25 protein-coding genes are annotated in these 24,743 nt (G+C 69.6%); 21 read left to right on the plus strand and 4 right to left on the minus strand.

Going from position 1 to position 24,743, the window contains the following annotated elements; translation table 11 throughout:
* Positions 1–58 precede the first annotated feature (58 nt).
* The 3 genes from ON04_RS07180 to ON04_RS07190 are packed head-to-tail and all read left to right on the plus strand — an operon-like array spanning position 59 to position 2,881.
* The gene (locus ON04_RS07180; RefSeq protein WP_010540923.1) at positions 59–901 is read left to right on the plus strand and encodes an alpha/beta fold hydrolase; all 843 of its coding nucleotides are present in this window, start codon (positions 59–61) and stop codon (positions 899–901) included.
* A gap of 59 nt (positions 902–960) precedes the next feature.
* Complete coding sequence (gene mshA / locus ON04_RS07185) at positions 961–2,271, plus strand: D-inositol-3-phosphate glycosyltransferase (RefSeq protein WP_010540924.1); 1,311 nt, start codon at positions 961–963, stop codon at positions 2,269–2,271.
* A 28-nt stretch (positions 2,272–2,299) separates the two neighbouring features.
* The gene (locus ON04_RS07190) at positions 2,300–2,881 is read left to right on the plus strand and encodes a type III secretion system chaperone family protein (RefSeq protein WP_010540925.1); all 582 of its coding nucleotides are present in this window, start codon (positions 2,300–2,302) and stop codon (positions 2,879–2,881) included.
* Between the two features lie 198 nt (positions 2,882–3,079).
* On the opposite strand, the gene ON04_RS07195 is transcribed toward ON04_RS07190, so the two are convergent.
* The gene (locus ON04_RS07195) at positions 3,080–4,789 is read right to left on the minus strand and encodes a long-chain-fatty-acid--CoA ligase (protein ID WP_010540926.1); all 1,710 of its coding nucleotides are present in this window, start codon (positions 4,787–4,789) and stop codon (positions 3,080–3,082) included.
* A gap of 41 nt (positions 4,790–4,830) precedes the next feature.
* Between ON04_RS07195 and ON04_RS07200 the strand changes: the two genes are divergently transcribed.
* The 3 genes from ON04_RS07200 to ON04_RS07210 all read left to right on the plus strand — a co-directional run bounded on the left by ON04_RS07200 (position 4,831) and on the right by ON04_RS07210 (position 7,592).
* Positions 4,831–5,580: a phosphoglyceromutase gene (locus ON04_RS07200; protein WP_010540927.1), complete on the plus strand. Its 750-nt coding sequence runs from the start codon at positions 4,831–4,833 to the stop codon at positions 5,578–5,580.
* Between the two features lie 129 nt (positions 5,581–5,709).
* Positions 5,710–6,906: a sensor histidine kinase gene (locus tag ON04_RS07205; protein ID WP_010540928.1), complete on the plus strand. Its 1,197-nt coding sequence runs from the start codon at positions 5,710–5,712 to the stop codon at positions 6,904–6,906.
* Positions 6,903–7,592, plus strand: coding sequence for a response regulator transcription factor (locus tag ON04_RS07210; protein WP_010540929.1), 690 nt, complete (start codon positions 6,903–6,905; stop codon positions 7,590–7,592). Before ON04_RS07205 ends, ON04_RS07210 begins: the two co-directional genes overlap by 4 nt.
* A gap of 217 nt (positions 7,593–7,809) precedes the next feature.
* On the opposite strand, the gene ON04_RS07215 is transcribed toward ON04_RS07210, so the two are convergent.
* Positions 7,810–8,646 carry a DUF3109 family protein gene (locus ON04_RS07215; RefSeq protein WP_010540930.1) on the minus strand — a complete coding sequence of 279 codons (837 nt, stop codon included), beginning with the start codon at positions 8,644–8,646 and terminating at the stop codon, positions 7,810–7,812.
* A 33-nt stretch (positions 8,647–8,679) separates the two neighbouring features.
* On the opposite strand from ON04_RS07215, the gene ON04_RS07220 reads away from it, so the two are divergent.
* The 7 genes from ON04_RS07220 (at position 8,680) to ON04_RS07245 (ending at position 15,483) form a co-directional block, all read left to right on the plus strand.
* Positions 8,680–9,627 carry a Ppx/GppA family phosphatase gene (locus ON04_RS07220; protein WP_193350598.1) on the plus strand — a complete coding sequence of 316 codons (948 nt, stop codon included), beginning with the start codon at positions 8,680–8,682 and terminating at the stop codon, positions 9,625–9,627.
* A gap of 2 nt (positions 9,628–9,629) precedes the next feature.
* Positions 9,630–11,204, plus strand: a complete 1,575-nt coding sequence (locus tag ON04_RS17200; RefSeq protein WP_010540932.1) for a hypothetical protein — start codon at positions 9,630–9,632, stop codon at positions 11,202–11,204.
* Between the two features lie 127 nt (positions 11,205–11,331).
* Positions 11,332–12,168, plus strand: coding sequence for a pyrroline-5-carboxylate reductase (gene proC / locus ON04_RS07230; protein ID WP_029457978.1), 837 nt, complete (start codon positions 11,332–11,334; stop codon positions 12,166–12,168).
* A 290-nt stretch (positions 12,169–12,458) separates the two neighbouring features.
* Positions 12,459–12,680, plus strand: a complete 222-nt coding sequence (locus ON04_RS07235; protein WP_010540934.1) for a helix-turn-helix domain-containing protein — start codon at positions 12,459–12,461, stop codon at positions 12,678–12,680.
* A gap of 169 nt (positions 12,681–12,849) precedes the next feature.
* Positions 12,850–12,951, plus strand: coding sequence for a 30S ribosomal protein bS22 (locus ON04_RS16160; RefSeq protein ID WP_003855542.1), 102 nt, complete (start codon positions 12,850–12,852; stop codon positions 12,949–12,951).
* 145 nt (positions 12,952–13,096) lie between these two features.
* Positions 13,097–14,353 (plus strand): NAD-dependent epimerase/dehydratase family protein, encoded by a 1,257-nt coding sequence (locus ON04_RS07240; RefSeq protein WP_238529257.1) that lies wholly within the window; start codon positions 13,097–13,099, stop codon positions 14,351–14,353.
* Positions 14,350–15,483 carry a lysophospholipid acyltransferase family protein gene (locus ON04_RS07245; protein ID WP_010540936.1) on the plus strand — a complete coding sequence of 378 codons (1,134 nt, stop codon included), beginning with the start codon at positions 14,350–14,352 and terminating at the stop codon, positions 15,481–15,483. The genes ON04_RS07240 and ON04_RS07245 overlap by 4 nt, the downstream gene beginning before the upstream one ends.
* Positions 15,484–15,638: 155 nt before the next feature.
* Here ON04_RS07245 and ON04_RS07250 read toward each other — a convergent pair whose 3' ends face one another.
* Complete coding sequence (locus ON04_RS07250) at positions 15,639–16,715, minus strand: HAD family hydrolase (protein WP_010540937.1); 1,077 nt, start codon at positions 16,713–16,715, stop codon at positions 15,639–15,641.
* 137 nt (positions 16,716–16,852) lie between these two features.
* Here ON04_RS07250 and ON04_RS07255 point away from each other — a divergent pair, with 137 nt between their 5' ends.
* Positions 16,853–17,122: a glutaredoxin family protein gene (locus tag ON04_RS07255; RefSeq protein WP_029457980.1), complete on the plus strand. Its 270-nt coding sequence runs from the start codon at positions 16,853–16,855 to the stop codon at positions 17,120–17,122.
* A 24-nt stretch (positions 17,123–17,146) separates the two neighbouring features.
* On the opposite strand, the gene ON04_RS07260 is transcribed toward ON04_RS07255, so the two are convergent.
* Positions 17,147–17,497 carry an HNH endonuclease gene (locus tag ON04_RS07260; protein ID WP_010540939.1) on the minus strand — a complete coding sequence of 117 codons (351 nt, stop codon included), beginning with the start codon at positions 17,495–17,497 and terminating at the stop codon, positions 17,147–17,149.
* Between the two features lie 421 nt (positions 17,498–17,918).
* Here ON04_RS07260 and ON04_RS07265 point away from each other — a divergent pair, with 421 nt between their 5' ends.
* The 7 genes from ON04_RS07265 to ON04_RS07295 all read left to right on the plus strand — a co-directional run bounded on the left by ON04_RS07265 (position 17,919) and on the right by ON04_RS07295 (position 24,604).
* Positions 17,919–19,304 (plus strand): glutamyl-tRNA reductase, encoded by a 1,386-nt coding sequence (locus ON04_RS07265; RefSeq protein ID WP_033444156.1) that lies wholly within the window; start codon positions 17,919–17,921, stop codon positions 19,302–19,304.
* Entirely contained in the window at positions 19,301–20,362 is a 1,062-nt protein-coding gene (gene hemC / locus ON04_RS07270; protein WP_010540941.1) for a hydroxymethylbilane synthase, read from the plus strand. Before ON04_RS07265 ends, hemC begins: the two co-directional genes overlap by 4 nt.
* Positions 20,363–20,431: 69 nt before the next feature.
* Positions 20,432–22,075: a bifunctional uroporphyrinogen-III C-methyltransferase/uroporphyrinogen-III synthase gene (locus ON04_RS07275; protein WP_010540942.1), complete on the plus strand. Its 1,644-nt coding sequence runs from the start codon at positions 20,432–20,434 to the stop codon at positions 22,073–22,075.
* Between the two features lie 55 nt (positions 22,076–22,130).
* Positions 22,131–23,162, plus strand: coding sequence for a porphobilinogen synthase (hemB, locus tag ON04_RS07280; RefSeq protein WP_029457983.1), 1,032 nt, complete (start codon positions 22,131–22,133; stop codon positions 23,160–23,162).
* 47 nt (positions 23,163–23,209) lie between these two features.
* Positions 23,210–23,839, plus strand: a complete 630-nt coding sequence (locus tag ON04_RS07285) for a hypothetical protein (protein ID WP_238529258.1) — start codon at positions 23,210–23,212, stop codon at positions 23,837–23,839.
* Entirely contained in the window at positions 23,826–24,365 is a 540-nt protein-coding gene (locus ON04_RS07290) for a hypothetical protein (RefSeq protein ID WP_010540945.1), read from the plus strand. Before ON04_RS07285 ends, ON04_RS07290 begins: the two co-directional genes overlap by 14 nt.
* On the plus strand, positions 24,362–24,604 hold the full coding sequence (locus ON04_RS07295; RefSeq protein ID WP_010540946.1) for a hypothetical protein: 243 nt from the start codon (positions 24,362–24,364) through the stop codon (positions 24,602–24,604). Before ON04_RS07290 ends, ON04_RS07295 begins: the two co-directional genes overlap by 4 nt.
* Positions 24,605–24,743: the final 139 nt, after the last annotated feature.

Genomic DNA, 24,743 nt, shown 5'->3' on the forward strand with positions numbered 1-24,743 from the left:
AGCCGCCGCGGGGCCTGTCCGGGGGACGGTTTCGGGCGACGCTGGCACGATGAGGCCCATGACCAACGCAACCGTGCCCTCCATCGCCTCGGCCGTGTCCTCCGACGGCACCGTCATCGCCTACCGACTCCTCGGCGATCCCGCAGCACGACCGCTGGTGCTGGTGCACGGCTGGGCCCAGTCGAGCGCGTCCTGGGGGACGGAGTTGTTGGACGATCTGGCGCGGCGTTTCCACGTGGTGGCGATCGATCTGAGGGGCCACGGGCACTCCGGCGTCCCGGAGGCAGGGTACGACTCGCCGCAGCAGTGGGCCGACGACATCGATGCGGTCCTCGACGCGGCCGGGGTCGGCGTGAACGGGGGAGCCATTCTCCTGGGCTGGTCGTACGGCGGCGTCGTGGTCTCGGACTACCTGGCCGCTCGCGGTGAGGGCCGGGTCGCCGGGGTCGTCCTCTGTGGCGCGGTCACCTCGCTGTCCCGCTCGGCCGGTGGTGCGATCGGCCCGGCGATGAAGGAGGTCACGTCCGGGGGCGCGTTCGACGAGAATCCCGCGGTGGCGCTGGCTGCGTTCACGAGCTTCGGCAAGGCCATGATGCGCTCGGGCTCGGGGCCTGACGGACAGCGGATTCTGGGGCTGTCGCTGTCCACGCCGCCGTCGGTCCGACAGAAGCTGCTCACCCGCCGCGTCGACAACGACGCCACCCTGCAGGCCGTGGGTGTTCCCGCACTGGTGATTCACGGCGCGCATGACGGGGTGGTCCTGCCGTCGGCCGGGCAGGCCAACGCTCAAATGATTCCGCACGGCCGCTACGTGGAGTTCGCCGAGTCCGCCCACGCGCCGTTTTTGGAGGAGACGACCCGTTTCCTCGCCGAGATCGACGCCTTTGCCGCCGGGCTCTAGGGGTCCCCGGGGTACGCGGTGGTGTGCACGGTCCCGCCAGCAGGGGCACAATCGGACGGGTGACCGTATCAGACCTCCACCCCGGCTCCGACGCGCCGCTTCCGAAGCGCATCGCGGTGCTGTCCTTCCACACCTCGCCGCTGGCACAGCCCGGCACCGGCGACGCGGGCGGACTGAACGTGTACGTGCTGCAGACGGCGCGCCGTCTGGCCCTCCGGGGCGTCGAGGTGGAGATCTTCACCCGCGCCACCCATTCGTCGCAGCCGCCGGTCCAGGAGGCCGGGGACGGCGTGCTGGTGCGCAATATCGTGGCCGGGCCCTTTGAGGGACTGCGTAAGGAGGACCTGTCCACGCAGCTGTGCCCGTTTGTCGCCGGGGTCATGCGCGCTGAGGCGGGTCAGGCTCCCGGCCACTACGACCTCATCCATTCGCATTACTGGTTGTCGGGTCAGGCGGGGCTGGTGGCAGCCGAGCACTGGGGCGTGCCGCTGGTGCACACCGCGCACACCCTCGCCGCGGTGAAGAACGCGGTCCTGACCAACGGCGACACCCCCGAGCCGGAGTCGCGGCGCATCGGCGAGCAGCAGATCGTGGACGCCGCGCATCGTCTCGTGGTCAATACGACCGGCGAGCGCGACGAACTCGTGACCTATTACGACGCCGATCTCGCCGATATCGACGTGGTCCCTCCGGGCGCCGACCTCGAGCAGTACACCCCCGGCACCGAGCGCGGCACCGAACAGGCCCGCCGTGCGCTCGGCTTGGCACAGCGTTCCGAGGTCATCGCGTTCATCGGTCGCATCCAGCCGCTCAAGGCCCCTGATGTGATCGTTCGAGCCCTCGCCGAGATCGTGCGCACCCAGCCGCACCGCGACGTGCGACTGATGGTCGTGGGCGGACCCAGCGGATCCGGAATGGATCGGCCGAGTTCGTTGATGGACCTGGCAGAGGAGCTGGGCGTGGCCGATCGTGTCTGTTTCCTCGCGCCGCGGCCGCCGTCGGAGCTGGTGGACGTCTACCGCGCCGCGGACATCGTGGCGGTGCCGTCGTACTCCGAGTCGTTCGGCCTGGTCGCACTAGAGGCCCAGGCCTGCGGGACGCCGGTCGTCGCCGCGGCCGTGGGCGGGCTGCCGACCGCCGTGGCCGACGGCCGGACCGGGCTCACCGTGGACGGGCACGATCCGCGTGAGTGGGCGCGCACGTTGGTGTCGTTGCTCGACGACGACGAGCTGCGCCTCTCGATGTCGCGGGCCGCCCCGGTTCACGCTTCCGGGTTCAGCTGGGACTCCACCGCTGACGGGTTGCTCGCCTCGTATGCCGGCACCAAGGCCGCCCACCGGACCCGGCGCGCCGAGGCCACCGCGTCCTGACCGCGAACAACCTTTCTGAGGAGTCACGATGACCGAGCCAGCCGACGACCGCAGCCTGTTCGACCACGACGATGTGGAACGTGGCCCACTCGACCCCGCCGATGGCGAGGCCCACGCGCCCACCGTCGATCTGATCCGCAACTTCCTGGTGACCCGCGAGATCGAGTCCACGCTCGCGGGCGGCCGAACCTTCGTGGTGCAGTTACCGGGGGAGAAGCGGCTCAAGACCGCCTGCCATCTCACCGTGAACCGCGAGAGCGTGCGCATCGAGGCGTTCGTGTGCCGCCGGCCCGACGAGGACTTCGAGAAGGTCTACAAGTACCTGCTGCGTCGCAATCGGCGGATGTATCAGGTGGCGTACACGCTCGACAACAACGGCGACATCTACCTCGTCGGCCGGATGCCGCTGGTCGCCGTGACCGACGAGGAACTTGACCGCGTTCTGGGCCAGGTCCTCGAGGCCGCCGACCACGACTTCAACGTGCTGCTCGAGACCGGCTTCCACACGTCGATCCGCCGCGAATGGGAATGGCGCGTGTCCCGGGGTGAGCCGCTGCGCAACCTCGACGCATTCCGCCACCTCACCACGGACCTGCCCCAGCCGGACTAGGCACTAGGCCCTGAACTCCCCCGCCCGGCACAACCTCGCGCCCGCCGCGCCGCCCCCGCCTTTCGCCGAGCAGAGGATTTCGTGCAGATCCACTCGGCTGATGCAGGCGTTTTCCTCTTGGCGGCGGCGCGGCGGCGGGGCGGCGGCGGGGCGGCGCGGCGGCGGGGAGCCCGTGGCAGCGCGGCGAGGAAAGGCGGGTCAGGGGTTGATGGTCTCCGCCACCTTCTTGCGCAGCACCTTGCCCATCGGATTGGTGGGCAGCTCGTCCAGTTCCACGAACTCGCGCGGCACCTTGTAGCCAGCCAACGAGGCCTTGCAGTGCGCGCGGACCGCCTCGACGTCGAGCGTGGCGCCGGACTCGAGGACGACCGCGGCCACCACCTGCTCACCGCCCTCGGGGTGCGGGCGGCCGACCACTGCGCAGTCAGCGATGCCGGGCGCAGTGCGGAGGACGTCCTCGACCTCGGACGGGTAGACGTTGAACCCGCCGGTGACGATCATTTCCTTGATGCGGTCGACCACGCGCAGGAAGCCGTCGGGGTCCTGGACCACCACGTCACCGGTGCGCAGCCAGCCGTCGACGAACGCCCCCTCGGTGGCCTCCGTGTTGCCCCAATAGCCGGGGAAGACCTGCGGGCCCTTGACCAGGAGTTCACCGGGCTCGCCGCCGAGGACGTCGACGGAGGGGTTGTCCTTGTCCGCGATCCTGACATCGGTGTCCGGGAACGGGATGCCGATGTAGCCGGCCCGCCTCGCCGTCGACATCGGGTTGCCCACGGTGATGGGTGAGGTCTCAGTCATGCCGTACCCCTCCACCAACAGACCGCCTGTAGCGGCCTCCCACTTCTCGATGAGGTCGGTGGGCAGGCTCATGGCGCCGGACAGGGAGAACTTCACACCCTGCAGCGAGATCTTGCGCTCGGCGGCTTCCTCGAGGATGCGCTTGTAGATCGGTGGGACAGCAGGGATGAAGGTGGGCAGATCCTTCGCGAAGATCGGCATGATCAGATCCATGTCCGGGGTGGGCACGAGCTGCAGTCGGGCACCCTGCGCGATTCCGAACACCACGCACATCGTGACCCCGTAGGCGTGGAACATCGGCAGGGAAGCCAGGAACCTCTCGCGGCCGGGCTCGAGTTCGGGCACCCACGCGCGACCCTGCATGGAGTTGGCCACGAGGTTGGCGTGCGTCAGCGTGGCGCCCTTGGGTGGCCCGGTGGTGCCGGAGGTGTAGAGAATCAGCGCGGGGTCGCCCGCCTCGGGGCGCGGGTGCGAGAAGTCCAGCTCGGGCCCGGTCTCCAGATCGTCCCAGTCGAGGGTGCCCGGGGCGGGCCGGGAGAGCTTGTTGCGCGAGGAGCGCAGTGCGGGCACGGGCAGGTGCCGCACGGCGAGACGTTTGACGGTGGGGAAGGCCTCGAGCAGGTCGACGGCGAGGATGTGCTCGATCTCCGAACCCGGTCTATCGGCGAGGTCGCGAACGACATCGGCCACGACGTTCCAGGTCACCACCACTTTCGCCTGGTGATCGGAGAAGGGACCCTCGAGCTCGTCGGTGGTGTAGAGCGGATTGTGCTCCACCACGATCGCCCCTATGCGCAGGGCCGCGTAGAAGACAACGATGCCCTGGGGGCAGTTGGGCAGGAGCACGGCCACGCGGTCGCCGCGCTGCACGCCCAGGCGGCGTAGGCCCTCGGCGGCGCGACGGACCCGGCGTCCGAGTTCGGAGTAGCTGGTCAGCCGGCCGAAGAACTCGGTGGCGGGCCGGTCGGCGTGTGCGGATACGGCGGCATCGAACTGGTCGATGAGGGTGGTGGTGCCGTAGTCGAGGTTCTGGGTGGTGCCGGGCGTGTAGTGGATGGTCCACGGCCGGTCGGGGGAATCGGGGGTGGCTCCGGCGTGTGCGGTCATGTCTCCACCGTAGTCGTGGTGGCGGAGGTCATAATGGGTTCATGGCTTATGGAACCCTCATCCTTCTGCGTCACGGGCAATCCCAGTGGAACGCATCCAATCAGTTCACCGGTTGGGTCGACGTCGACCTGACCGATCTAGGGCGGGAAGAGGCGGTGCGCGGCGGCGAACTCCTCAAGGAGGAGGGGATCCTCCCGGACGTCCTGTACACCTCGCTGCTGCGTCGCGCCATCACCACCGCCAACATCTCGCTGGACGCCTGCGATCGCCACTGGATTCCCGTGGTCCGCCACTGGAAGCTCAACGAGCGTCACTACGGCCGGCTGCAGGGCCTGAACAAGGCACAGACCCAGGACGAGTTCGGCGAGGAGCAGTTCATGCTGTGGCGTCGTAGCTACGACACGCCGCCGCCGCCCATCGACGCGGACAACGAGTACTCGCAGTCGTCCGACGTCCGCTACTCGGATGTGCCGGAGGTGCCGCTGACCGAGTGCCTCAAGGACGTGGTGGACCGGTTCATCCCGTACTACGCCGCCGAGATCGCCCCGCAGCTCGCCGCCGGCAAGACGGTCATGGTGGCGGCGCACGGCAACTCGCTGCGCGCGCTGGTCAAGCACCTCGACGGCATCTCCGACGAGGACATTGCCGGACTGAACATCCCCACCGGCATTCCGCTGATCTACCGCTTCAACGACGACGGGCTGGTCGCCAACCCGGGCGGAACGTACCTCGACCCGGAGGCTGCGGCCGCAGGTGCCGCCGCAGTGGCCAACCAGGGCGGCCAGAAGTAGCAGGTCACGAGTTGTGAGACGAAGGGCCGGTGAACGGCCCATGAACCCCTGCCCACCTGCGGATTTTTCGCGAGTGGACAGGGGTTCGCGGTTTCGGTGGTCGGGTGTGCGCACCGTAGTATCGGGGACGTGCAGGTCAGTCTGGGGATCTTCCTCGCGATCGTTGCCGGGGTCATCGGCTTCATCGTGGGCGGTTTCGTTGTTCCGCTGCTCAACCGACGTGCTGATCGGCGCCGCGCAGAGCAGGCTGGACCGAGCCGTCTCGAAGTGCTGAGGTCGGTGTATCAGCAGGCTCCGTATGCGCTGGCGGTGGTGGATCGGCACCAGGACGTCGTTCTCTACAACCGTCGCGCCGGTGAGCTGGCGATCGTCGACGGGCGCCTCCTGGTGGAGCCGGTGTGGCTCGCCGCGCACGCCACGTTCACGACGGGGCAGCCCTCGCCGTTCGACCTGCCCGCAAAGGCGGCGGCGGGTCGTCGTCGTATCCCGTCGGTGAGCGGGCGCAGCGAGATCCTCAACGGCCACGGTGAGCAGTTTGTGGTGGTGTTTGCCGACGACGACTCCGAGCAACGCCGGATGGAGGCGGCTCGCCGGGACTTCGTGGCCAACGTCTCGCACGAGCTCAAGACGCCGGTGGGGGCCATGGCGGTGCTGGCGGAGGCGATGTTGGAGGCGAAGGACGACCCGGAATCGGTGGAGTACTTCGGCGGCCGGGTGGTGAGCGAGGCCCAGCGTCTGGGGAAAATGGTCTCCGAACTCATCGCGCTCTCGCGGCTGCAAGGGGCCGAGCGGATCCGCGACCCGGAGCCGGTGGACGTTGACGACGTCGTGGATGAGGCGGTGCGCCGGTCGTCGGCGGCGGCTGAGGCGGCCGGGATCGAACTGATCACCGACTCGCCGTCCGGGCTGGAGGTCGAGGGCGACTGGACGCTTCTCGTCACGGCCATGACCAATCTCATCTCCAATGCCGTCAACTACTCGCATGAGCGAACGCCCGTCTCCGTAACCAGGGCTCGCGTCGGCGACTCGATCATGCTGCGGGTCACCGACCGCGGCATCGGCATCGCCCCTGAACACCAGGCCCGGGTTTTCGAGCGGTTCTTCCGCGTGGACAAGGCCCGGTCGCGGGCGACGGGCGGGACCGGACTTGGTTTGGCGATCGTCAAGCACGTCGCCCAGAACCACAACGGCGCCGTCAGCATCTGGAGCCGACCCGGCACGGGATCCACTTTCACACTCGAACTACCGGCGCATCTCGAGCCGGGTGACGATGGCGGGGAAGCCGCCGCCGAGCACGTCAAACAAGGAGAGGACCAGGTGCCGTGACCAGGGTGCTGATCGTGGAGGACGAGGACTCGTTGGCGGATCCGCTCGCGTTCCTCCTCCGCAAAGAGGGCTTTGAAGTAACCGTAGCCGGCGACGGCCCGGCTGCACTGGAGCGCTTTGAGGCCGAGGGCGCGGACATCGTCCTGCTGGACCTCATGCTTCCGGGCATGTCAGGCACCGATGTGTGCCGTCGCCTGCGCCTGACCTCCAGTGTTCCGGTGATCATGGTGACCGCGCGCGACAGTGAGATCGACAAGGTCGTGGGGTTGGAACTCGGCGCCGACGACTACGTGACCAAGCCCTACTCGGCCCGCGAACTCATCGCCCGCATCCGCGCGGTTCTTCGGCGTGGGGCCGAGATGGAGTCGGACCAAGCCGATGAGGTCGGCGTCCTGGAGTCCGGCCCTGTCCGCATGGACATCGAACGGCACACGGTCACGGTCCGCGGTGCGCTGGTGACGCTGCCACTCAAAGAGTTTGAGCTTCTCGAGTACCTGCTGCGCAACTCGGGCCGGGTGCTCACGCGGGGGCAGCTCATCGACCGCGTGTGGGGCTCGGACTACGTGGGCGACACCAAGACGCTCGATGTGCACGTCAAGCGACTGCGCTCCAAGATCGAGCAGGATCCGGGCAAGCCGGTGAACCTGGTGACGGTCCGCGGGCTGGGCTACAAGTTCGAGGCCTGACCCGCCCCCCGCCCCACCCCACCCCACCCAGGCATCTGCTCCCGCGCCTGTACACCTAAAACGCAGCCGCTACCCGCGATGCACTCCGGCACCCGCGGCGGCGGTGGCGGGAGTTCATGGACGGACGCGCCTGTGGCTAGGACGTGACTGTGGCTCGGAGGCGGCGGTGGCGGGAGTTCATGGACGGACGCGCCTGTGGCTAGGACGTGACTGTGGCTCAGCCGCAGGCGCGTTCGGTTGCCGGGTGAACGGCCACGATCCCCAGTTGACGTCGCCGGCCACACGCCGCCGCCAGCACTTCGTAGCACCGGGCGCCGAGGAGTTCGACCAGCTCATCACGCAGCGACAGATAGACGGGCTCGGTGCCGACGTGGGACTCGGGCGATCCGGTGCAGTACCAGTCCAGGTCCAGCCCGCCCGGGCCCCAGCCGCGGCGGTCGTATTCGCCGACACGGGTGTGCAGGATCTGGACCTCGTCGGGCCGGTCCTCCCACTCGTGCGTCACCCGGAGTGGCAGCTGCCAGCACACGTCCGGCTTCGACTCCGGCAGACTCCGCCCGGTCCGCCCCGCCATGTGGTGGAGGGCGCAGCCCGATCCGGCCGGCCAGCCGGGATCGTTGAAGAAGACACAGCGCCCGTTGTGCTTCCGAGTTCGTAGCGCAGGCTCCATCTCGCCGTCGTCCCCGGTCAGTTCATCCATCTCGAGCCATGCTTCGGTGTCGGAGTTCTCGGCGGCGGCGAAGGCGGCGTCGCGGTGTTGCCATTCACCGGGCTCGAGGCGCGAGACGTTCACTTTGAGCCGGTCGCGGTCCTCGTCGTCGCTGAGAAACGCGCCGTGGGTGCAACAGCCCGAGTCGGGTTGGGAACTGTCGATGCCGTGACACGCCGGCGTTCCGAACACGCAGGTCCACGAGGACAGCAGCCAGGTCATGTCGACGGAGACCAGGTGTTCGTCATTGTCGGGGTCAGGGAACGTGTACCACTCGCGCGGGAAGTCCATGGGGACCTCGGGCAGAGGGGTACCCGGGGTGGTGGGGGGTTCGGTGGCGGTCACAACCTGCGACCGTAGACCGTTTAGGGTGGTCGTGTGAGATTAGGTGTCCTGGACGTGGGAAGTAACACGGTCCACTTCGTGGTGGTCGACGCCCACCGGGGTGGCCATCCGACGCCCATGAACGATTCCAAGACCCGTCTGCGGCTGATCGAGTATCTGGACGACGACAACAAGATCACCAAATCCGGCATCTCCCGACTGGTGGACGCGGTCAATGAGGCGGTCGATCTGGCCAAGGCCACCAAGTGTGGCGAGGTGATGGCGCTGGCCACGTCGGCCGTGCGCGATGCCGCCAACTCCGAGGAAGTGCTGGAGAAGGTTCGCAAGGAGACCGGCCTCGAACTGCGGGTCCTCTCGGGCGAGGACGAGGCGCGGATGACCTTCCTGGCTGCTCGCCGGTGGTACGGCTGGAGCGCCGGACGGATCATCAACCTCGACATCGGTGGAGGGTCGCTCGAGATGACCAGTGGTGAGGACGAACTGCCCGAGCAAGCGTTCAGCCTGCCGCTGGGCGCGGGGCGTCTGACTTACGACTGGTTCAAGACGGACCCGCCGGAGCGCAAACGGCTCAACCAGTTGCGCGATTTCATCGACGCCGAGCTCGAGGGGCCCGCCAGGGAACTGCGCGCGGCGGGTGAACCCGATCTCGCGTGTGCGACCTCCAAAACCTTCCGTACGCTGGCACGATTGACCGGAGCTGCGCCGTCGTCGGAGGGGCCTCGTGTGGAACGGGTGCTCACGGCGTCGGGTTTGCGGCAGGTGATCGCGTTTATCTCCCGCATGACGGCCGCGGACAGGGCAGAGTTGGAGGGCATCAGCTCTGATCGATCGCATCAGGTGGTGGCGGGAGCGTTGGTTGCGGAGGCGTCCATGCGTGCACTCGGTTTGGAAAGTGTGAAAATCTGTCCGTGGGCCCTGCGAGAGGGGCTCATCCTGCAGCGTCTCGACCGGGACGTGGGCGGCGACGGGAAGGGGAGCTGACGATGGCTGAGGATTCTGACGGTCAGCAGATCACCGTGGCGGAGCTGCTCAAGCGCATGGGCGCGGATCAGCAGTCGGCCGCGCCTGAGGGGCGTAGACGCCGCAGGGCTGACGAGGGTGGTCTGAGCGTCACCGAGCTGACGGGGGAGATCCCCCGGATCACTGACGAGACGGTGCTCAGCAGTCGTGCTGAGCGTCGCCGCGCGCGTGAGGCCGAGGAGGCCGCCGCAGGGGGCGAGACTGAGGGCGGGTCGGGCACGAAGACCGGTCCGACGACGACGACGAGCCCGTCCTCCGGCAAGGCCCCGCAGTCTCCTGCTGCGGCGGAGCAGTCCGGGCCGGGCGGCAAGCCGGGAGCGTCTGCGGCCTCCGGAGCTGCTGGCGCTGCGGCTGCCGGTGGGGCGGTGGCCGGGCAGAAGCCCGCGACCTCGGCTGCCCAGCAGGCGCCGACTGCTGCCACGCCGACGCGGCCGACCTCGCCGGTTCCGACACCGCCGGTTCCGACAACGCCGACGTCGACCTCAGCCACTCCGACTAGCGCTGCTCCGGCCGCGCCGGCCCCGGGTTCGTACCCGACGCCGCCGGCCACCGACTCCCATGACGCACCTGCGCAGGGCAAGAAGGGCGGCCTGCGAGGGCTGTTCGGCCGCAAGCCCAAGGCTCAGGAGCGCTCGCCGTACGAGGTCCCTGCGCACCGTCCGACTCCAGCCGGTGCCGCGGCGGCTGCTGCGTCGTCGACTGCCGCCCCCACGGCGTCGGCCGCACAGACGGATACTTCGACACCCCCGGTCAGGCCCGAGACTGCGGGGGAGGGCACGACGCCGGCCAAGCCCGCGTCGACCACCGCGACCCCGCCTGTCACAAAGGCTGCGGCGGCCAAGACTGACGCCGCGAAGGCCGACTCGGCCAAGCCCAGCACGACGCCGCCCGTCGACAAGGCTGAGGCCGCGAAGCCCAGCACAGCCAAGCCCACCGGTGCTGCCGCGGCGGCCGCGTCCACGGATGCGCCGGCGTGGGGTGTGCCATCGGGTAGTGGCTCGACCGCCCACCGCGCGCCCGAGGCGTCCGCCGAGGATGCCGACGAGACCGGTTCGCCGGCCGATCAGGGTGGGGGCGTGGGCACCGCGACCAAGGCTGCCGCTGCCGGTGGGGCCGGTATCGCGGGCATGACCGCTGCCGCCGTGGGTGCGGTGGCGCGAGATGACGAGCCGACCTCCGGACCACTCGGCTCGGACCACACCGACACCGACACCGACACCGCTTACGCAGACACCGATCCCGCCGATGCCGACTCCGGCTATCCCGACACCGAGCGTTCGCCGGCGTCGCAGTGGCTGATCCTCATCGCGCAGGTGCTCGCCTCGGCGGTCGCCGGCGCGGCACTGTTCATCGGCTTCCAGTTGCTCTGGCGTGACCTGCGCTGGGTGGCGTTCGCGCTGGCCGTTGTGGTGATCGTGGGCCTGGTGGCCATGGTCCGCGTGCTGCGCAGGTCCAACGACACGGTCAGCATCGCTCTGGCGGTGATCGTAGGCCTGGGCGTGACCTGCGGGCCACTCCTGCTGATGGCGATCACCTAGCCCGGCCGCACCTGGCCCGAACACGCCTCCGCCCGCATCTGCACCAGATGCGGGCGGAGCTGATTTCGGGACCCGGGGCCCGCCCGAGCCGGAGGCTGGCTGATGCCCGTGTGGCACTGTAATGGGCATGACGAGAATCGCAGTTGTCGGTGGCGGACGCATCGGAGAGGCCCTCATCGCGGGCCTGCGTGAGGCCGGGACCGAGCCGTCGAACATCGTGGTGGTCGACGCCGTGGAGGCCCGCGCGAACCAGTTGGCCCGGAAGTACTCCATCCTGGCCACCAGTCTCGACATCGGCTGTGAGGGCGCGGACGTGATCGTGGTGGCCGTCAAGCCGAAGGACGTGCCTGCCGTGGTGGGACGGATCGGTGACGCCGTCTCGGACAGCGTCAACGAATCGATCGTGGTCTCACTCGCCGCGGGGGTGCCCACGCAGGTGCTGGAGAACAAGCTCTCCGCCGGCTCGCCCGTCGTGCGCGTGATGCCCAACACCGCCATGTTGGTGGGGCAGGGCGTCTCGGCGGTCTGCAAGGGCCGCTTCGCGCGCGACGAGCACCTTCAGCAGGTCGTGACGATCATGAAGAGTGTGGGCGCCGTCGTCGTCGTCACAGAGCCCCAGATGGACGCGGTGACCGCGGTCTCCGGCTCCGGACCCGCCTACTTCTTCCTCCTCACGGAGGCGATGATCGACGCGGGCGTGGAGCACGGACTGCCGCGCGACGTGGCGGTGACGCTCGCGACGGGCACGGCGCTGGGTGCGGGCGCGATGCTCACCGGCGGCGGCGAGGGGCCCGCTGAGTTGCGGTACAACGTCAGTTCGCCCGGCGGCACCACCGCGGCGGCGATCCGCAGACTCGAGGCCGGCGGTCTGCGTGCGGCGGTCGCGGATGCCGTGGATGCGGCCGCGTCTCGGTCGCTGGAACTCGCGGTGGCCGCCACAGCCGACGACGACGAGGACGACTGACCGCACACAACGCCCCGCGAAGCATCGGTGGGGCGGAACAGGCGACGTGGACAGTCGCCCTGATAAGGCCCGCCGGGTGAGAGAAAAGCCACCCGGCGGGCCGCTCCTTTTAACACAAGGCCAGCTCAGGGGCGGTGAGGCAGGGGAGGGGCGGCGTGTCTTAGAAGCAATTCGCCCACTCCCGTCGCATTGATCACACCCTTCACGCTAGGCTCATACCCAGCACGTGCGTGTCCGTACCGCAGGAGGGGAAGCCTGCGGCACGACGCGTGCCACGAAGGGTTGTGACAATGGCGACTACCGACAAGACTGAAGGCGGCTCGCAGGCGGCGGGGGGTTCCCAATTCCTGACCGTTGCCGAGGTCGCCGCGCTGATGCGCGTGTCCAAGATGACGGTTTACAGGCTCGTCCACTCAGGCGAGTTGCCCGCGGTTCGCGTGGGTCGGTCGTTCCGTGTGCACTCCAAGGCTGTCCACGAGTACCTGGACACCTCGTACTTCTCCGCTGGCTGACCAGCCACGCGGTTCCGCCCCGTCAAAGGGACGGCTCCCGGCCCGTTTTCCGTCGCGGCACTACCTGCGGGTAGTCTGGAATGGTTCCGTACCGGCTTGAAGAGCCCGTTTTGTAGCCGGAGCGCAGTAAGGCCCACGACCAGTAGTCGACAGGTAGGTGACACCCGATATGGGTTCTGTGATCAAGAAGCGCCGCAAGCGTATGTCCAAGAAGAAGCACCGCAAGATGCTTCGCCGGACCCGCGTGCAGCGTCGTAAACTCGGTAAGTGAGTCATTGGGCGCTCAAACCGCGCCCGGACTCACGCCTGTAGCGGATGCCCGTCACCATCGAGGTGGCGGGCATCGGTGTATTTCGGCCCATCGGCTGTGAGGACCACGCACATGAGCCGGGGGGTCCACGGCTAGACTCGGTCCGGTGAACACCCAAGCTCCCCCCCATAGCCCGGCGCGCGCCGTGGCCGTCGTGGGCGGTAGCCGCTACCTCGGGGCACACCTGGTGGGCAAGCTGCTCCGCACCGGCTCCGTGGAGCGCGTACTGGCCATCGATTCGATCAAGCCCTCGCCCCAGCACCGCCGACGCATGCGGGACGCCGAGTTCGTGCGTCTGGACCCGCAGTCCCCGCGACTGCAGGGCATCCTGCGTGAGGCCGGGATCGACACCGTGGTCCACGCGGGCCTGCACCATACCGACTTCGCCCCGGGCGGCCGTGACGCCGTCAAGGAGGCGAACATCATGGGCTCGATGCACGTGATCGCGGCCTGCGGTCGCGCGGCGACCGTCAAGCGATTCGTGCTGATCTCCTCGTCCACCGTGTACGGCTCCTCCGGTGTGGACCCCGCGATGTTCACCGAGGACATGGCCGCCCGGCGCCAGCCCAGTGGCGGCATCCCGCTCGATCACCTGTCCGTGGAGGGCTACGTCCGGGGAATGTCCCGCAAGCGACCGGACATCGACGTGTCCATCCTGCGGATCCCCGCCGTCCTGGGGCTCCCCGAGCCCACGGTGGTGGGCGAACTGCTGTTGCCGTCGATCGCGCCCGTCCTGGCCGGCTACGACCCGCGCATCCAGCTGCTGCACCCGCAGGACGCGCTCGACGCCCTCTTGCGCGCCACCGTCGGCGCCCCACCGGGCACCTACAACATCGCCGCCGACGGCGTGATGACGCTCTCGCAGGCCATCCGCAGGGCCGGTCACATCCCGCTGCCCGTCATGCCCGCCACGTTCAAGATCGCGGCGCGGCTGCTGTCCTCGCAGGGGCTGCGCGATATCGGGCCGTCGCAGTTGCGGTACCTCCGCTTTGGTCGCGCCGTGGACACCACACGCATGCGCACCGAGTTCGGGTTCGAGCCCAGGTACACCACCGAAGAGGCACTGCAGGCCTACCTCGTCGACTCAGGCGCCGAGCCCCTGGTCACGCGCGCCTCGCTCGAGCGGTCCGCCGGCAAGGTGGCCCGCATCCTGCCCGCCGGCCTGGCCGACAAGCTGCGCGCCGGCGTGGACACCACGCTCGACGAGCTGGCGGCCATCGGGGCACTGCCCGACCAGCCCGGTGGCATACCCGTGCAGCCCCGCGCCGGCTCGGCACAAGCCCGCACCGGTGCAGCACAGGTCCGCGCCGGCTCGGCACAGGTCCGCGCCGCGGCCGCCCAGACCAAGGAGGAGGCGCCGTGAAGGGCCCCGAGTTCGACCTGAGCCAACCCCTCGGCGGGCCCCGCTGGGGCGAGGGGCGCCGCGACGCCCGCAGCGACCGCGCGGTGGGCGAGGGCTTCTCCGGAGCCACCACCGGCAGCGACGCCGCAGCCACGGAGATAGGCCGGATCGTCGACCGCTTCCTGACCTCCATGCGCTCCTCGATCGGCCAGGTCGTGGATGCACTGCCCGTCGACGCCGAAACCCTCGCACCCGTCCGCGATCTGGCCCGCGGTGTGGACGTGATGCTCGCGACCGGCGACGTCTCCGCACTCACCGGTCTGGCGGACACCATCAGCGCCGCCGGCGAGATGCTGGCCACCCGTATCACCGGCGGCTATGAGGTCGACGAGTTCGGCTTCGACGAGCACTTCCACACCAACGTGTGGCTGCCCCTGTGGCGACCGCTGTTCGAGCACTGGTTCCGCGTTGAGGTGATCGGCGCCGAGAACATCCCCGCCGAGGGTGCCGGACTGATCGTGTCCAACCATGCGGGCGTCCTGCCGATCGACGGACTCATGACCACCGTCGCCGTTCACGACCACGCCGGCCGTGCCCTACGCCTCCTCGCCGCCGATCTCGCCATGACCCTGCCAATCTCGGCACCGTTGGCTCGCCGGGCCGGGGCGACCCTGGCCTGCAACGCCGATGCCGAACGGCTCCTCGAAAGCGGTCAGGTGGTAGCGGTGTGGCCCGAGGGTTTCAAGGGGCTCGGAAAGCCGTTCGCCGACCGTTACCGCCTGCAGCGCTTCGGCCGCGGCGGGTTCGTGGCCACCGCCCTCGCGGCGGGCGCCCCGATCATCCCGTGTTCGGTCGTCGGCTCAGAGGAGATCTACCCGAAGATCGGCGAGATCCCGGCGCTCGCACGTCTGCTGGGGGTGCCGTACATGCCCATCACGCCCACCTTCCCGCTGCTCGGCGGGTTCGGCGGGGTGCCGCTGCCCACAAAGTGGACGATGGAGTTCGGCGAGCCCATCGAGACCTCACATCTCGGACCCGAGGCCGCCGAGGACCCCATGGTGGTCTTTGAGATCACCGACCAGGTACGCGAGACCATCCAGAACACGCTGTTCCGGAACCTCGCGCGTCGCGGCAGCGTCTTCTTCGGCTGATTCCGGCGCCGGCTGCGTCGGCTGCGCCGGCTGCGTCGCCGCCAAGAGGAAATCGTGCAAACCCACTCGGGCGATGCAGGCGAAATCCTCTTCGCGGCGTGGCGTGGCGGGGCGAGCAGCGCGGGGCGAGCAGCGCGGGGCGAGCAGCGCGGCGGTCAGAACATGCGGCGCAATGAGCCGATCGTCCGCACACCGTAGGGCGACTTGGCAGCCGCACGCGCGCCTGCCAGTCCGCCCACCGCGATGACGCCCGGCACGGCCTTTTTAGCGGCCTTGCGGACGGTTCGGAAATCCTTGATGCCCCACCCGTTCTCCGAGGCGTACTTACGCAGCTTCGAATCCGGGTTGATGGCCACCGGGTGGCCGACCAGCGTCAGCATGGGCATGTCGTTGAAGCTGTCCGAGTAGGCGTAGCAGCGGGATAGGTCAAAGCCCTCCGCCTCTGCCAGCCGGCTGATGGCGTGCGCCTTGCCGGGCCCGTGCAGGATGTCGCCCACGAGGCGGCCCGTGTAGACGCCGTCCTTTTCCTCAGCGACGGTCCCGAGAGCTCCGGACAGTCCGAGTCGCGTCGCGATGACCCGCGCCAGCATCACAGGCGTGGCCGTGACCAGCCAGACCTGCTCCCCGGCATCCAGGTGCATCTGCACGAGAGACCGGGTGCCCGGCCAGACGCGGTCAAGCATGGAGGTGTCCACGACCTCCTCGCTAAGCGCGACGAGCTCGGCGACGGTGCGACCCTCGACGAAGCTGAGTGCCTTCTCGCGACCGGCGGCCACGTCGTCGGCGTTCTCCTGCCCGGAGATCCGGAATTTGGCCTGCGACCACGCCAGACCCGCGAGATCCCTGGCGTTGAAGAACTTGTGTTTGGCCAGTCCGCGCGCGAGCAGAATGATGGACGCGCCCTGGATGAGGGTGTTGTCTACGTCGAAGAACGCCGCGACCTTCGGATCCGCAACTTTTGGCTCCGCGGGATGTTCCTCGGGCTCGGGGACCTCCGGCTCGGGGGCGGCGTCGGCCAGCGGCGACTCGGGCTCCGCGCCGGAGTCGAGCTTGATCGCGTGCTCGGCCGAGGCCTCACCGGCCATGCGCTGCACCCGCGCGTCACGACGACGCCACACCAGCCGACCGAACGCGGTGATGATGTCCGCCCGGCCGAGAAGTCGCCGGCCGCGGCGGGAGTCGGCGGGGTCGGTGGGGGTGGTGTCGTCGGCGGCGTCGTTGTGGTCGTTCACCGGGCGGGACCTCCTCAGGGCGCTGGATGCCCATCCTAGGTCAGCCCTCTGACACACGACGCGGTTGCGGCACCAGCGCACGACTGCACAACCTCCCGCCCGCCCGGATGGTCGCGGGGCTCGGGCATCATCGGGGCATGCTGCACACGGTGACCCTGTTGACCCGCGAGGGCTGCGGAAGCTGCGTCCGCGTCTACGACCAGTTGGTGCCCCTCTGCGACGCCGCGGGCGCACGCCTGGACACGACGGACGTCGACCGCGCCGCCGACCGCGAACTCGCCCTGGAATACGGCGACCGCCTACCTGTCGTCCTGGTGGACGGTGCGGAGCATTCGTGTTGGGAGGTCGACGACGACGAGATGGCCGCCACGCTCGCCGAGCCCGACCCCTTTGCCGGTTGGGACTAGACCCGACCCCTTTGCCGGTTGGGACTAGAACGGAGCAGGCGGTGAGCGCAGGGCCCGCAGGACGGTGGCGTGGCGCAGGAGGAACGCGCCTTCGTCGAGCTTCTTGCGCCGCAACCAGCCGGTGACCTCGCTGTTGTGCTTGCTCGCGTTACAGGACGCGCACGCGGGCACCACGTTCTCCAGGGTGTAGCGGCCACCGCGCGAAATGGGCTGGACGCAGTCGCGCTGCAGCGCCGGGGCGGTGGCCTGGCAGTAGGCGCAGCCGCCCCACGCGTCGAGGATCCGGAGCCACTGGTCGTCGGTGAGGTCGTTGTCGACCCGGGACAGACGACGCTGCCGTCGCTTGGCGTAGCGGGCGCGGGTCGCCGCGGACATCGTGGAGGAGTTTCTACGACGAGGGGGCACGAGCCGATACTACGGGTGGCCCGGTAGGCGGTCCGTGCTGTTCACGGGCACCGCCAAGGGCCCGCCGCATATAGCATCCTGCCCGGCGACGGTTTTGTCCCGGGGTGCCATGCGGGTTACGGTGGAGCGCGATCCGGGTCGTACGCAGCCTTAAGGCCACGGCCGGCCCGGCAGGGGTTTTCCGTACGGAAATCGCCCTGTACGCAGCCGTGCACACCGACAGGAGACGACCGACTGTGGAGCAGCGTTCCGCGTGTGTGTCCAACGGTCACCTGTACGTCCTTGACGTTCAGGCGGTCCCGGGTGGAAGAGCCGGCCGATACACCCGAGTTGACGAGTTAGCACCCATCATGGCATGGGACACATGCGCGCTCTCGTCCGGGGGTCGGGAGTGAGCATTCTCCTCGTGGGACTGTCCCATCACAGTGCACCGGTCTCGCTGCTCGAGGCCGTGGCCGTCTCGGAGTCAGATCGTGACGCCCTCACCGAGGAGCTCATCAAGGGCGAGAACGTCGACGAGGCGATGATCGTCACCACCTGTAATCGCGTGGAGGTCTACTCGGCCGCCAAGGCTTTCCACCCCGCGCTCGACGACGTGGTGGCGCTGCTGGCCGAGCATTCCGGCCTCTCGGCGGACGAGCTCAGCCGGCACCTGTACGTGCGTTACTCCGAGTCGGCGGCCGAGCACCTGTTCTCCGTGGCCTCCGGCCTGGACTCGATGGTCGTGGGCGAGCAGCAGATCATCGGGCAGATCCGCACCGCCTACCAGTCGGCCTCCGACATCGGGGCGGCCGGAACCACGCTGCACCGCCTCGCCCAGCAGGCCCTGCACGTGGGCAAACGGGTCCACACGGAGACCGGCATCGACTCCGCCGGCGCCTCCGTGGTGTCCGTGGCGCTGGACCGGGCCGCCGAGATTCTCAACGCCGCCGGCCCCGCCGCAGTGTCGACCAAAGACGCCGGCCCCAGCAGCCCCGCCCCGTCTGCAGCTCCCGGGCCCGCACCGTCCCGCAACCTCGACGGCCGCAGCGCCGTGGTCGTGGGCGCCGGCGCGATGGGCGGCCTGGCGGTGGCTCACCTCGGCCGCGGCGGAATCTCCCGCATCGAGGTCACCAACCGCACTCCCGAGCGCGCCGCGCGGCTGTCCGAGATCGCCCGCGACTCCGGCACCCCTGCGGCGGCGTTCGCGCTGGATGATCTCGCCGACGCCGTGGCCCGCGCTGACATCCTCTTCACGTGCACCGGCGCCGTCGGCACGGTCGTCACCCTCGGCGACGTGCACACCGCACTGGCCCGCCGGGGCGAGCGAGGCCCGCTGGTCATCTGCGACCTGGGCATGCCGCGCGACGTGGACCCCGCCGTGGCCGGCCTGCCCGGCGTGACCGTGCTGGGCATCGAGGCGCTCCAGTTCGATCCCGCCACCTCCGGCGCGGCCGCCGACGCCGACGCCGCCCGCACCATCGTTGACGCCGAACTCACCGCGTACACACAGGCCGAACGCATGGCCGGCGTGGGCCCGCTGATCGGTCAACTTCGCGGACGCGGCGGACAGGTCGTGGCCGCGGAGATGCGCCGGCTCGAGTCGCGACTGCCCGGCATGGACGAGAAGATCCGCGACGAAGTGTCCAACACAGTCCGCCGGGTCGTGGACAAACTTCTGCACCCGCCCACGGTGCGATTCAAGGAACTCGCCGCCCAGCCGGATGGCGAGAGTTACGCAGCGGTCGTACGGACACTGTTCGACCTGGACAGCACCGTCGACGAGGAGGCGTCATGAGCAGAACATTCAAGGTCGGCACCCGTGGCAGCACCCTGGCCACCACGCAGGCCGGGCATGTGCGTGATGCGCTCATCGCCGCCGGCCACCCCGCGGAGCTGGTCATCGTGCAGACCAAGGGCGACGTGGTGATGGCTCCGGTGGAGCGGATCGGCGTCGGGGTATTCACCCTCGAACTCCGGGCCGCCCTCGAGCGCGGCGACTGCGACATCGCCGTCCACTCGTACAAGGACCTGCCCACCGCCCGCGACGACCGGTTCGCCCCGATCGCCGTGCCGCCCCGCGTCGACCCGTCCGATGTGCTGATCGCCCGCGACGGCCTGACGATGGAGACGCTGCCCGAGGGCGCCCGCGTGGGCACCTCCGCGCCGCGTCGGCGTTCCCAGCTCGCCGCCCTGCGGCCCGACCTGCAGCTTCGCCCGCTGCGCGGCAACATCGACACGCGCATGGGCTACGTCACCAGCGGCGACCTCGATGCGGTGGTCCTGGCCGCGGCCGGACTCGACCGCACCCAGGCCGGCGACCGCGCCACCCATCGGTTCGACATCGATGAGATGCTGCCGGCTCCGGCCCAGGGCGCCCTCGCCGTCGAGGCCAGAGCGGACGACGCGGAGGCGATCGCGGCCCTTGCCGTCGTCGACCACCTCCCGACCCGGGTGCGCATCGCCGCCGAACGCCGCCTGCTCGCCGACCTCGAGGCCGGGTGTACCGCACCCGTCGGCGCCCGCGCCGAACTGACCGGCACCGGCCCCGCGAGCTCAGCGTTCGCCGGCACCAACCCCGGCGCGGACATCCCCGCCGCCGACGCCGAGCTCAGACTGCACGCGGTCGTGGCAGCACACGACGGCTCCACCGTCCTGCGCACCGAGGGGACGACAGTGCCCGGTGGACACCCGGACGGGCCGATCGCCGCAGCCGAGGAACTCGGACGAAAACTCGCGGCCGAACTCCTCGACCGAGGTGCGCGTGACCTGATGTCCGCCGAATCCCCCGATCAAGGCGATCCACTCGTACCCACGACGTCGACGACGGCGCCACCAACCGTCACCGATTCCTGAATGGCCCCCCACGAACTCCCATCTCGCGCGCAGCCAGCGCGCGGCACCCACATCACGGAGAGACGAACAATGACTCGAGCACGCACCACCCGCCCCGGCACCGTCCGATTTGTCGGCGGGGGTCCAGGTAACGCGGGGATGCTCACCTGCCGGGCACAGGAAGTCCTGTCCGGCAATCCGCTGGTCTTCGCGGACGCCGACGTCTCCGCCGAGGTGCTGGCCCTGGTCGCCACCGAGGTGCCCGTCCCGCAGGAGCTCCTCGACGCCCGGCAGGCCGAGATGGACGCTGCCGTCGCCGACGAGAACAAGGCCGAGATCAAGCGACTCAAGGCCCTGCCCGCACCCACGGCCGCCGATGTCCGCCCGGTGCTCGGTGAGCCCGCTGCCGTGGCCAAGCAGCTCGTCGCCGAGGCCAAGAAGGGCCGTGACGTAGTCCGCCTCGTCACCGGCGACCCCATGACCACCGACGCCACCGTCACCGAGATCGCCGCCGTCGGCCGCACTGTCGTGCCGTTCGAGGTCGTCCCCGGTGTCGCCGAGGCCACCGCCGTGCCCGCCTTCGCCGGTATCGCGCTCGGCTCCGGCTACGTCTTTGCCGACGGCCGCGGGAAGGTCGACTGGGCCGCCCTCGTCGGCTCGCCCGGCCCGATCGTCCTGCGCACCACCGGCCGCCACCTCGCCGAGGCCGCGTCGAACCTGGCCGAGCAGGGGCTCGCTGCCGGAACCCCGGTGACCGTGACCTGTTCCGGCTCCCTGTGCGCGCAGAAGTCGGCCGACGGCACCCTGGCCACCATGGCCGAGGTCGGTCGCGACATGGACGGCGACCTGGTGGTGACCGTCGGCAAGTCCGCCGGCGAGCGCCACCGTCACCAGTGGTGGGAGTCGCGCGCCATGTTCGGCTGGAACGTCCTGGTGCCCCGCACCAAGGCGCAGTCCGCCGAGATGAGCAACCGGATCGCCGAGCACGGTGCCGTGCCCGCCGAGGTGCCCACCATCGCGGTGGAGCCGCCCCGTAGCCCCGCCCAGATGGAACGCGCCGTCAAGGGACTCGTCGACGGCCGCTACCAGTGGGTCGTGTTCACCTCCTCCAACGCGGTCCGCGCCGTGTGGGAGAAGTTCGTCGAGTTTGGCCTCGACGCCCGCGCCTTCTCCGGCGTCAAGATCGCCTGCGTGGGCGAGGGCACGGCGGCGAGCGTCCGCGAGCTCGGTATCCAGCCAGAACTGCTGCCGTCCGGCGAGCAGTCCAGCCTGGGCCTGCTCGAGGTGTTCCCGCCCTACGACGACGTGCTGGACCCCGTCAACCGCGTCCTCCTGCCGCGCGCCGACATCGCCACCGAGACCCTCGCCGAGGGCCTGACCAACCGTGGCTGGGAGATCGAGGACGTCACCGCATACCGCACGGTTCGCGCCGCACCGCCGGCCGCGGAGATCCGCGAGATGATCAAGACCGGCGGGTTCGACGCCGTCTGCTTCACCAGCTCCTCGACCGTTCGCAACCTCGTCGGGATCGCCGGGAAGCCGCACGCCCGGACGCTCATCGCGTGCATCGGCCCGCGGACCGCCGAGACCGCGGCCGAGTTCGGATTGCGGGTGGACGTCCAGCCCGAGAACGCCTCCGTGCTCGAACTGGTCGACGCGCTCGCCGCACACGCGGATCACCTGCGTGCCGCCGGGGAACTGCCGCCGCCGCGTCGTCGCGCACGGCGCCGCTGACCCCGCGGGGCGGACCCCGGCTCCTCGGGTGGCCGATTTTCGTAGAGTGAGGAACGTGACCGAGTTGCCGAAAAATCCCGTCGTGCCAGTCGTCCGCCCGCGCCGTCTGCGGAATACGCCGGCCATGCGCCGGCTCGTGGCGGAGACGTCTCTCCAGGCCCGGCAGCTCGTGCTGCCGGCCTTCGTGGCCGACGGGCTCGATGAGCCCAAGCCGATCTCCTCCCTGCCCGGCGTTGTCCAACACACGGTTGACTCCCTGCGCCGGGAAGCGTTTGCCGCGGCCGAGGCGGGGCTGGGCGGGATCATGCTGTTCGGCGTCCCGCTCGACGCCCACAAGGACGCCACCGGGAGCTGCGGCGCGGACCCCGACGGGATCCTCAACCGTGCCCTCGCGGCCGTGCGTGCGGAGGTCGGCGACGATCTGGTGATCATGGCCGACACCTGCCTCGACGAGTTCACCGATCACGGCCACTGCGGCGTGCTCGGCACCGACCCGCGCGGCGAACAGATCGTCGACAACGACGCCACCCTCGCCGCCTACAACGAGCTGGCGCTTGCCCAGGCCGCGGCCGGCGCCCACGTGGTGAGCCCCAGCGGGATGATGGACGGCCAGATCGCGGCCATCCGGCAGGCCCTGGATTCCGGCGACTACCAGGACGTGGCAGTGCTGGCCTACAGCGCCAAGTACGCCAGCGCCTTCTTCGGTCCCTTCCGCGAGGCCGTCGGCTCCTCCCTGCGCGGTGATCGTCGGACCTATCAGCAGGATCCCGCCAACCTGCGCGAATCCCTTCGTGAGGTGCGGCTCGACCTGGACGAGGGCGCCGACATGGTCATGGTCAAGCCCGCCATGTCCTACCTCGACGTCCTCCGGCAGACCGCCGAGATCTCCGACGTGCCGGTAGCGGCCTATCAGGTCTCCGGTGAGTACGCCATGATCTCCGCCGCCGCCGAACGCGGGTGGATCGACCACGACCCCGCCGTCATGGAGTCCCTCACCTCCATCCGCCGCGCCGGCGCCGACATCGTCCTGACCTACTGGGCCCTTCATGCCGCTCGCCTCCTCTCCGACGGGTGGGGCGCACGATGAGCCGCCCCGGCCCTTGGCGCCCGCCGGCGGAGACCGGGACAGACGGCGTGGGAGCGGCGCCTGTGGGAGCCGGGCCCGGGGGACCGCACGGCCCCCAGCCGGTGCCACCCGGCGGCGGGCACCAGAACGCCCCGCCCCCGCCCAAGAACGAGCCCGCCGCGCCGCCTCCCGAGGAGATCCACACCGCCTGGGTGCTGTGGTTGGCCGCCGCCGGACTCGCGATGATCGGCATGCTGCTCAACGCGTTCACCGCGAGTTTCGCCGACCTGCCCGTCACCACACGTGACGCGTTCCGCGACGCGGTCGATTCCGCCGGCAACCCCGCCATCAAGGTCGAAGACATGTTCTCCGTCGCTATGGTGCTCGGAGCGGTGTTCGCGGTGATCGCCGCCGCGGTCACCGTCTGGCTCGCTTTTCGTCTGCGCGCCGGTAAGGGCTGGGCACGCACGATGCTCGACATCGTGGCGATCTTCCTCGTGGTGGACGGGGTGTCGGTGCTGATCGGCGTCTTCTCCGGCGTCTCGGTGGCGGGGGAGCGCGGTGATGTCGTCAGCTTTATTGTCTTCTCGCTGCAGATCCTGGCCGGCCTCTGCGCGGCCACGGCCGTTTGGCGACAGCACACCGCCGAGGCCATGAAATACACGAGCCCGAACGGCGGCGCCCGTGCCGGCGAGTGAACCCGCATCCGCGCTGCCGGGCGTGGAACCGGAGGGGCCGATCCTGTACTCCGAGGACGGCTGGAGCTGGATCTGGATCCTCGCCGCCCCGGCGCTCTGCGTGGCCGCCGCAGTGTTCGAGCTGGCGACCGGTGCTCCCGTGCACTGGCTCATGCTGCTCGTCTGCGCGCTGGCCACGGCGCTGTGCCACGGCGTGATGATCGCTGCCACGCGCGTGCACGGACGCGTCCGGCTCACGCCCACCGTGTACGTGCAGGGCACCGAGGAACTCGAACTCGAGCACATCGAGCAGGTACTGCCGCTGTACACCGACGACGGCAGCGAGGCCTCGTGGGAGACCGCGCGCACCCTCGGCGAACTGCGGGAGGTGCCCCGCCGTCGAGGCTCCGTGGGCCTGCGACTGGACACCGGTGGCGAGGTGCGGGCCTGGTGCCGCCGCCCGCGGGTTCTGCACGCCGCACTCGATGACCTAGTTGGCGACGGCGAAGGGCCGGACCGCGACGGCGACGCGGACGATCCCGCGTGAGTGCCCGACGGCACGCGATCTTGGCCGCCGTCGCAGCCGTGCTCGCGGTGGTTCTCTGGTGGCTTTCGCGGGATGTGGTGGCCGTCCCCGCACCGCAAGTCGACCCACCCGTCGACGGCCTCATCGAGCGGACCGTGACGACGACGTGGTTGCTGCTGTCCGCGACCGTGTTGGCGGGTCTGGCGATGGTCCTGACAACGCTCGCGATCCTTAAGCGACGAACCTACGACGACGGCTGATATATCTACTTCTGCCTGCGCTTTTCTCGATAAGCACCCCGTCTGGGTAACGATCGGATGACGGTTCGCTGAGTGTGTCCATCTGGATTCCGCGTGGCGCGCGCCACAGGCTACATTTATGACGGTTCGGACGCATGTG

The sequence above is a fragment of the Dietzia alimentaria 72 genome, assembly GCF_000226215.1.
Taxonomy (GTDB): domain Bacteria; phylum Actinomycetota; class Actinomycetes; order Mycobacteriales; family Mycobacteriaceae; genus Dietzia; species Dietzia alimentaria.

What these genes read in the sequence shown, in the direction of transcription:
- ON04_RS07255 (WP_029457980.1), top strand. Translation starts at nt 16,853, where the DNA reads ATGCTGCACACGGTGACCCTGTTGACCCGCGAGGGCTGCGGAAGCTGC.
- hemC (WP_010540941.1), top strand. Translation starts at nt 19,301, where the DNA reads ATGAGCAGAACATTCAAGGTCGGCACCCGTGGCAGCACCCTGGCCACC.
- ON04_RS07195 (WP_010540926.1), bottom strand. Translation starts at nt 4,789, where the DNA reads ATGACCGCACACGCCGGAGCCACCCCCGATTCCCCCGACCGGCCGTGG.
- ON04_RS07180 (WP_010540923.1), top strand. Translation starts at nt 59, where the DNA reads ATGACCAACGCAACCGTGCCCTCCATCGCCTCGGCCGTGTCCTCCGAC.
- ON04_RS07235 (WP_010540934.1), top strand. Translation starts at nt 12,459, where the DNA reads ATGGCGACTACCGACAAGACTGAAGGCGGCTCGCAGGCGGCGGGGGGT.
- ON04_RS07190 (WP_010540925.1), top strand. Translation starts at nt 2,300, where the DNA reads ATGACCGAGCCAGCCGACGACCGCAGCCTGTTCGACCACGACGATGTG.
- ON04_RS16160 (WP_003855542.1), top strand. Translation starts at nt 12,850, where the DNA reads ATGGGTTCTGTGATCAAGAAGCGCCGCAAGCGTATGTCCAAGAAGAAG.
- ON04_RS07275 (WP_010540942.1), top strand. Translation starts at nt 20,432, where the DNA reads ATGACTCGAGCACGCACCACCCGCCCCGGCACCGTCCGATTTGTCGGC.
- proC (WP_029457978.1), top strand. Translation starts at nt 11,332, where the DNA reads ATGACGAGAATCGCAGTTGTCGGTGGCGGACGCATCGGAGAGGCCCTC.
- ON04_RS07200 (WP_010540927.1), top strand. Translation starts at nt 4,831, where the DNA reads ATGGCTTATGGAACCCTCATCCTTCTGCGTCACGGGCAATCCCAGTGG.
- ON04_RS07260 (WP_010540939.1), bottom strand. Translation starts at nt 17,497, where the DNA reads ATGTCCGCGGCGACCCGCGCCCGCTACGCCAAGCGACGGCAGCGTCGT.
- ON04_RS17200 (WP_010540932.1), top strand. Translation starts at nt 9,630, where the DNA reads ATGGCTGAGGATTCTGACGGTCAGCAGATCACCGTGGCGGAGCTGCTC.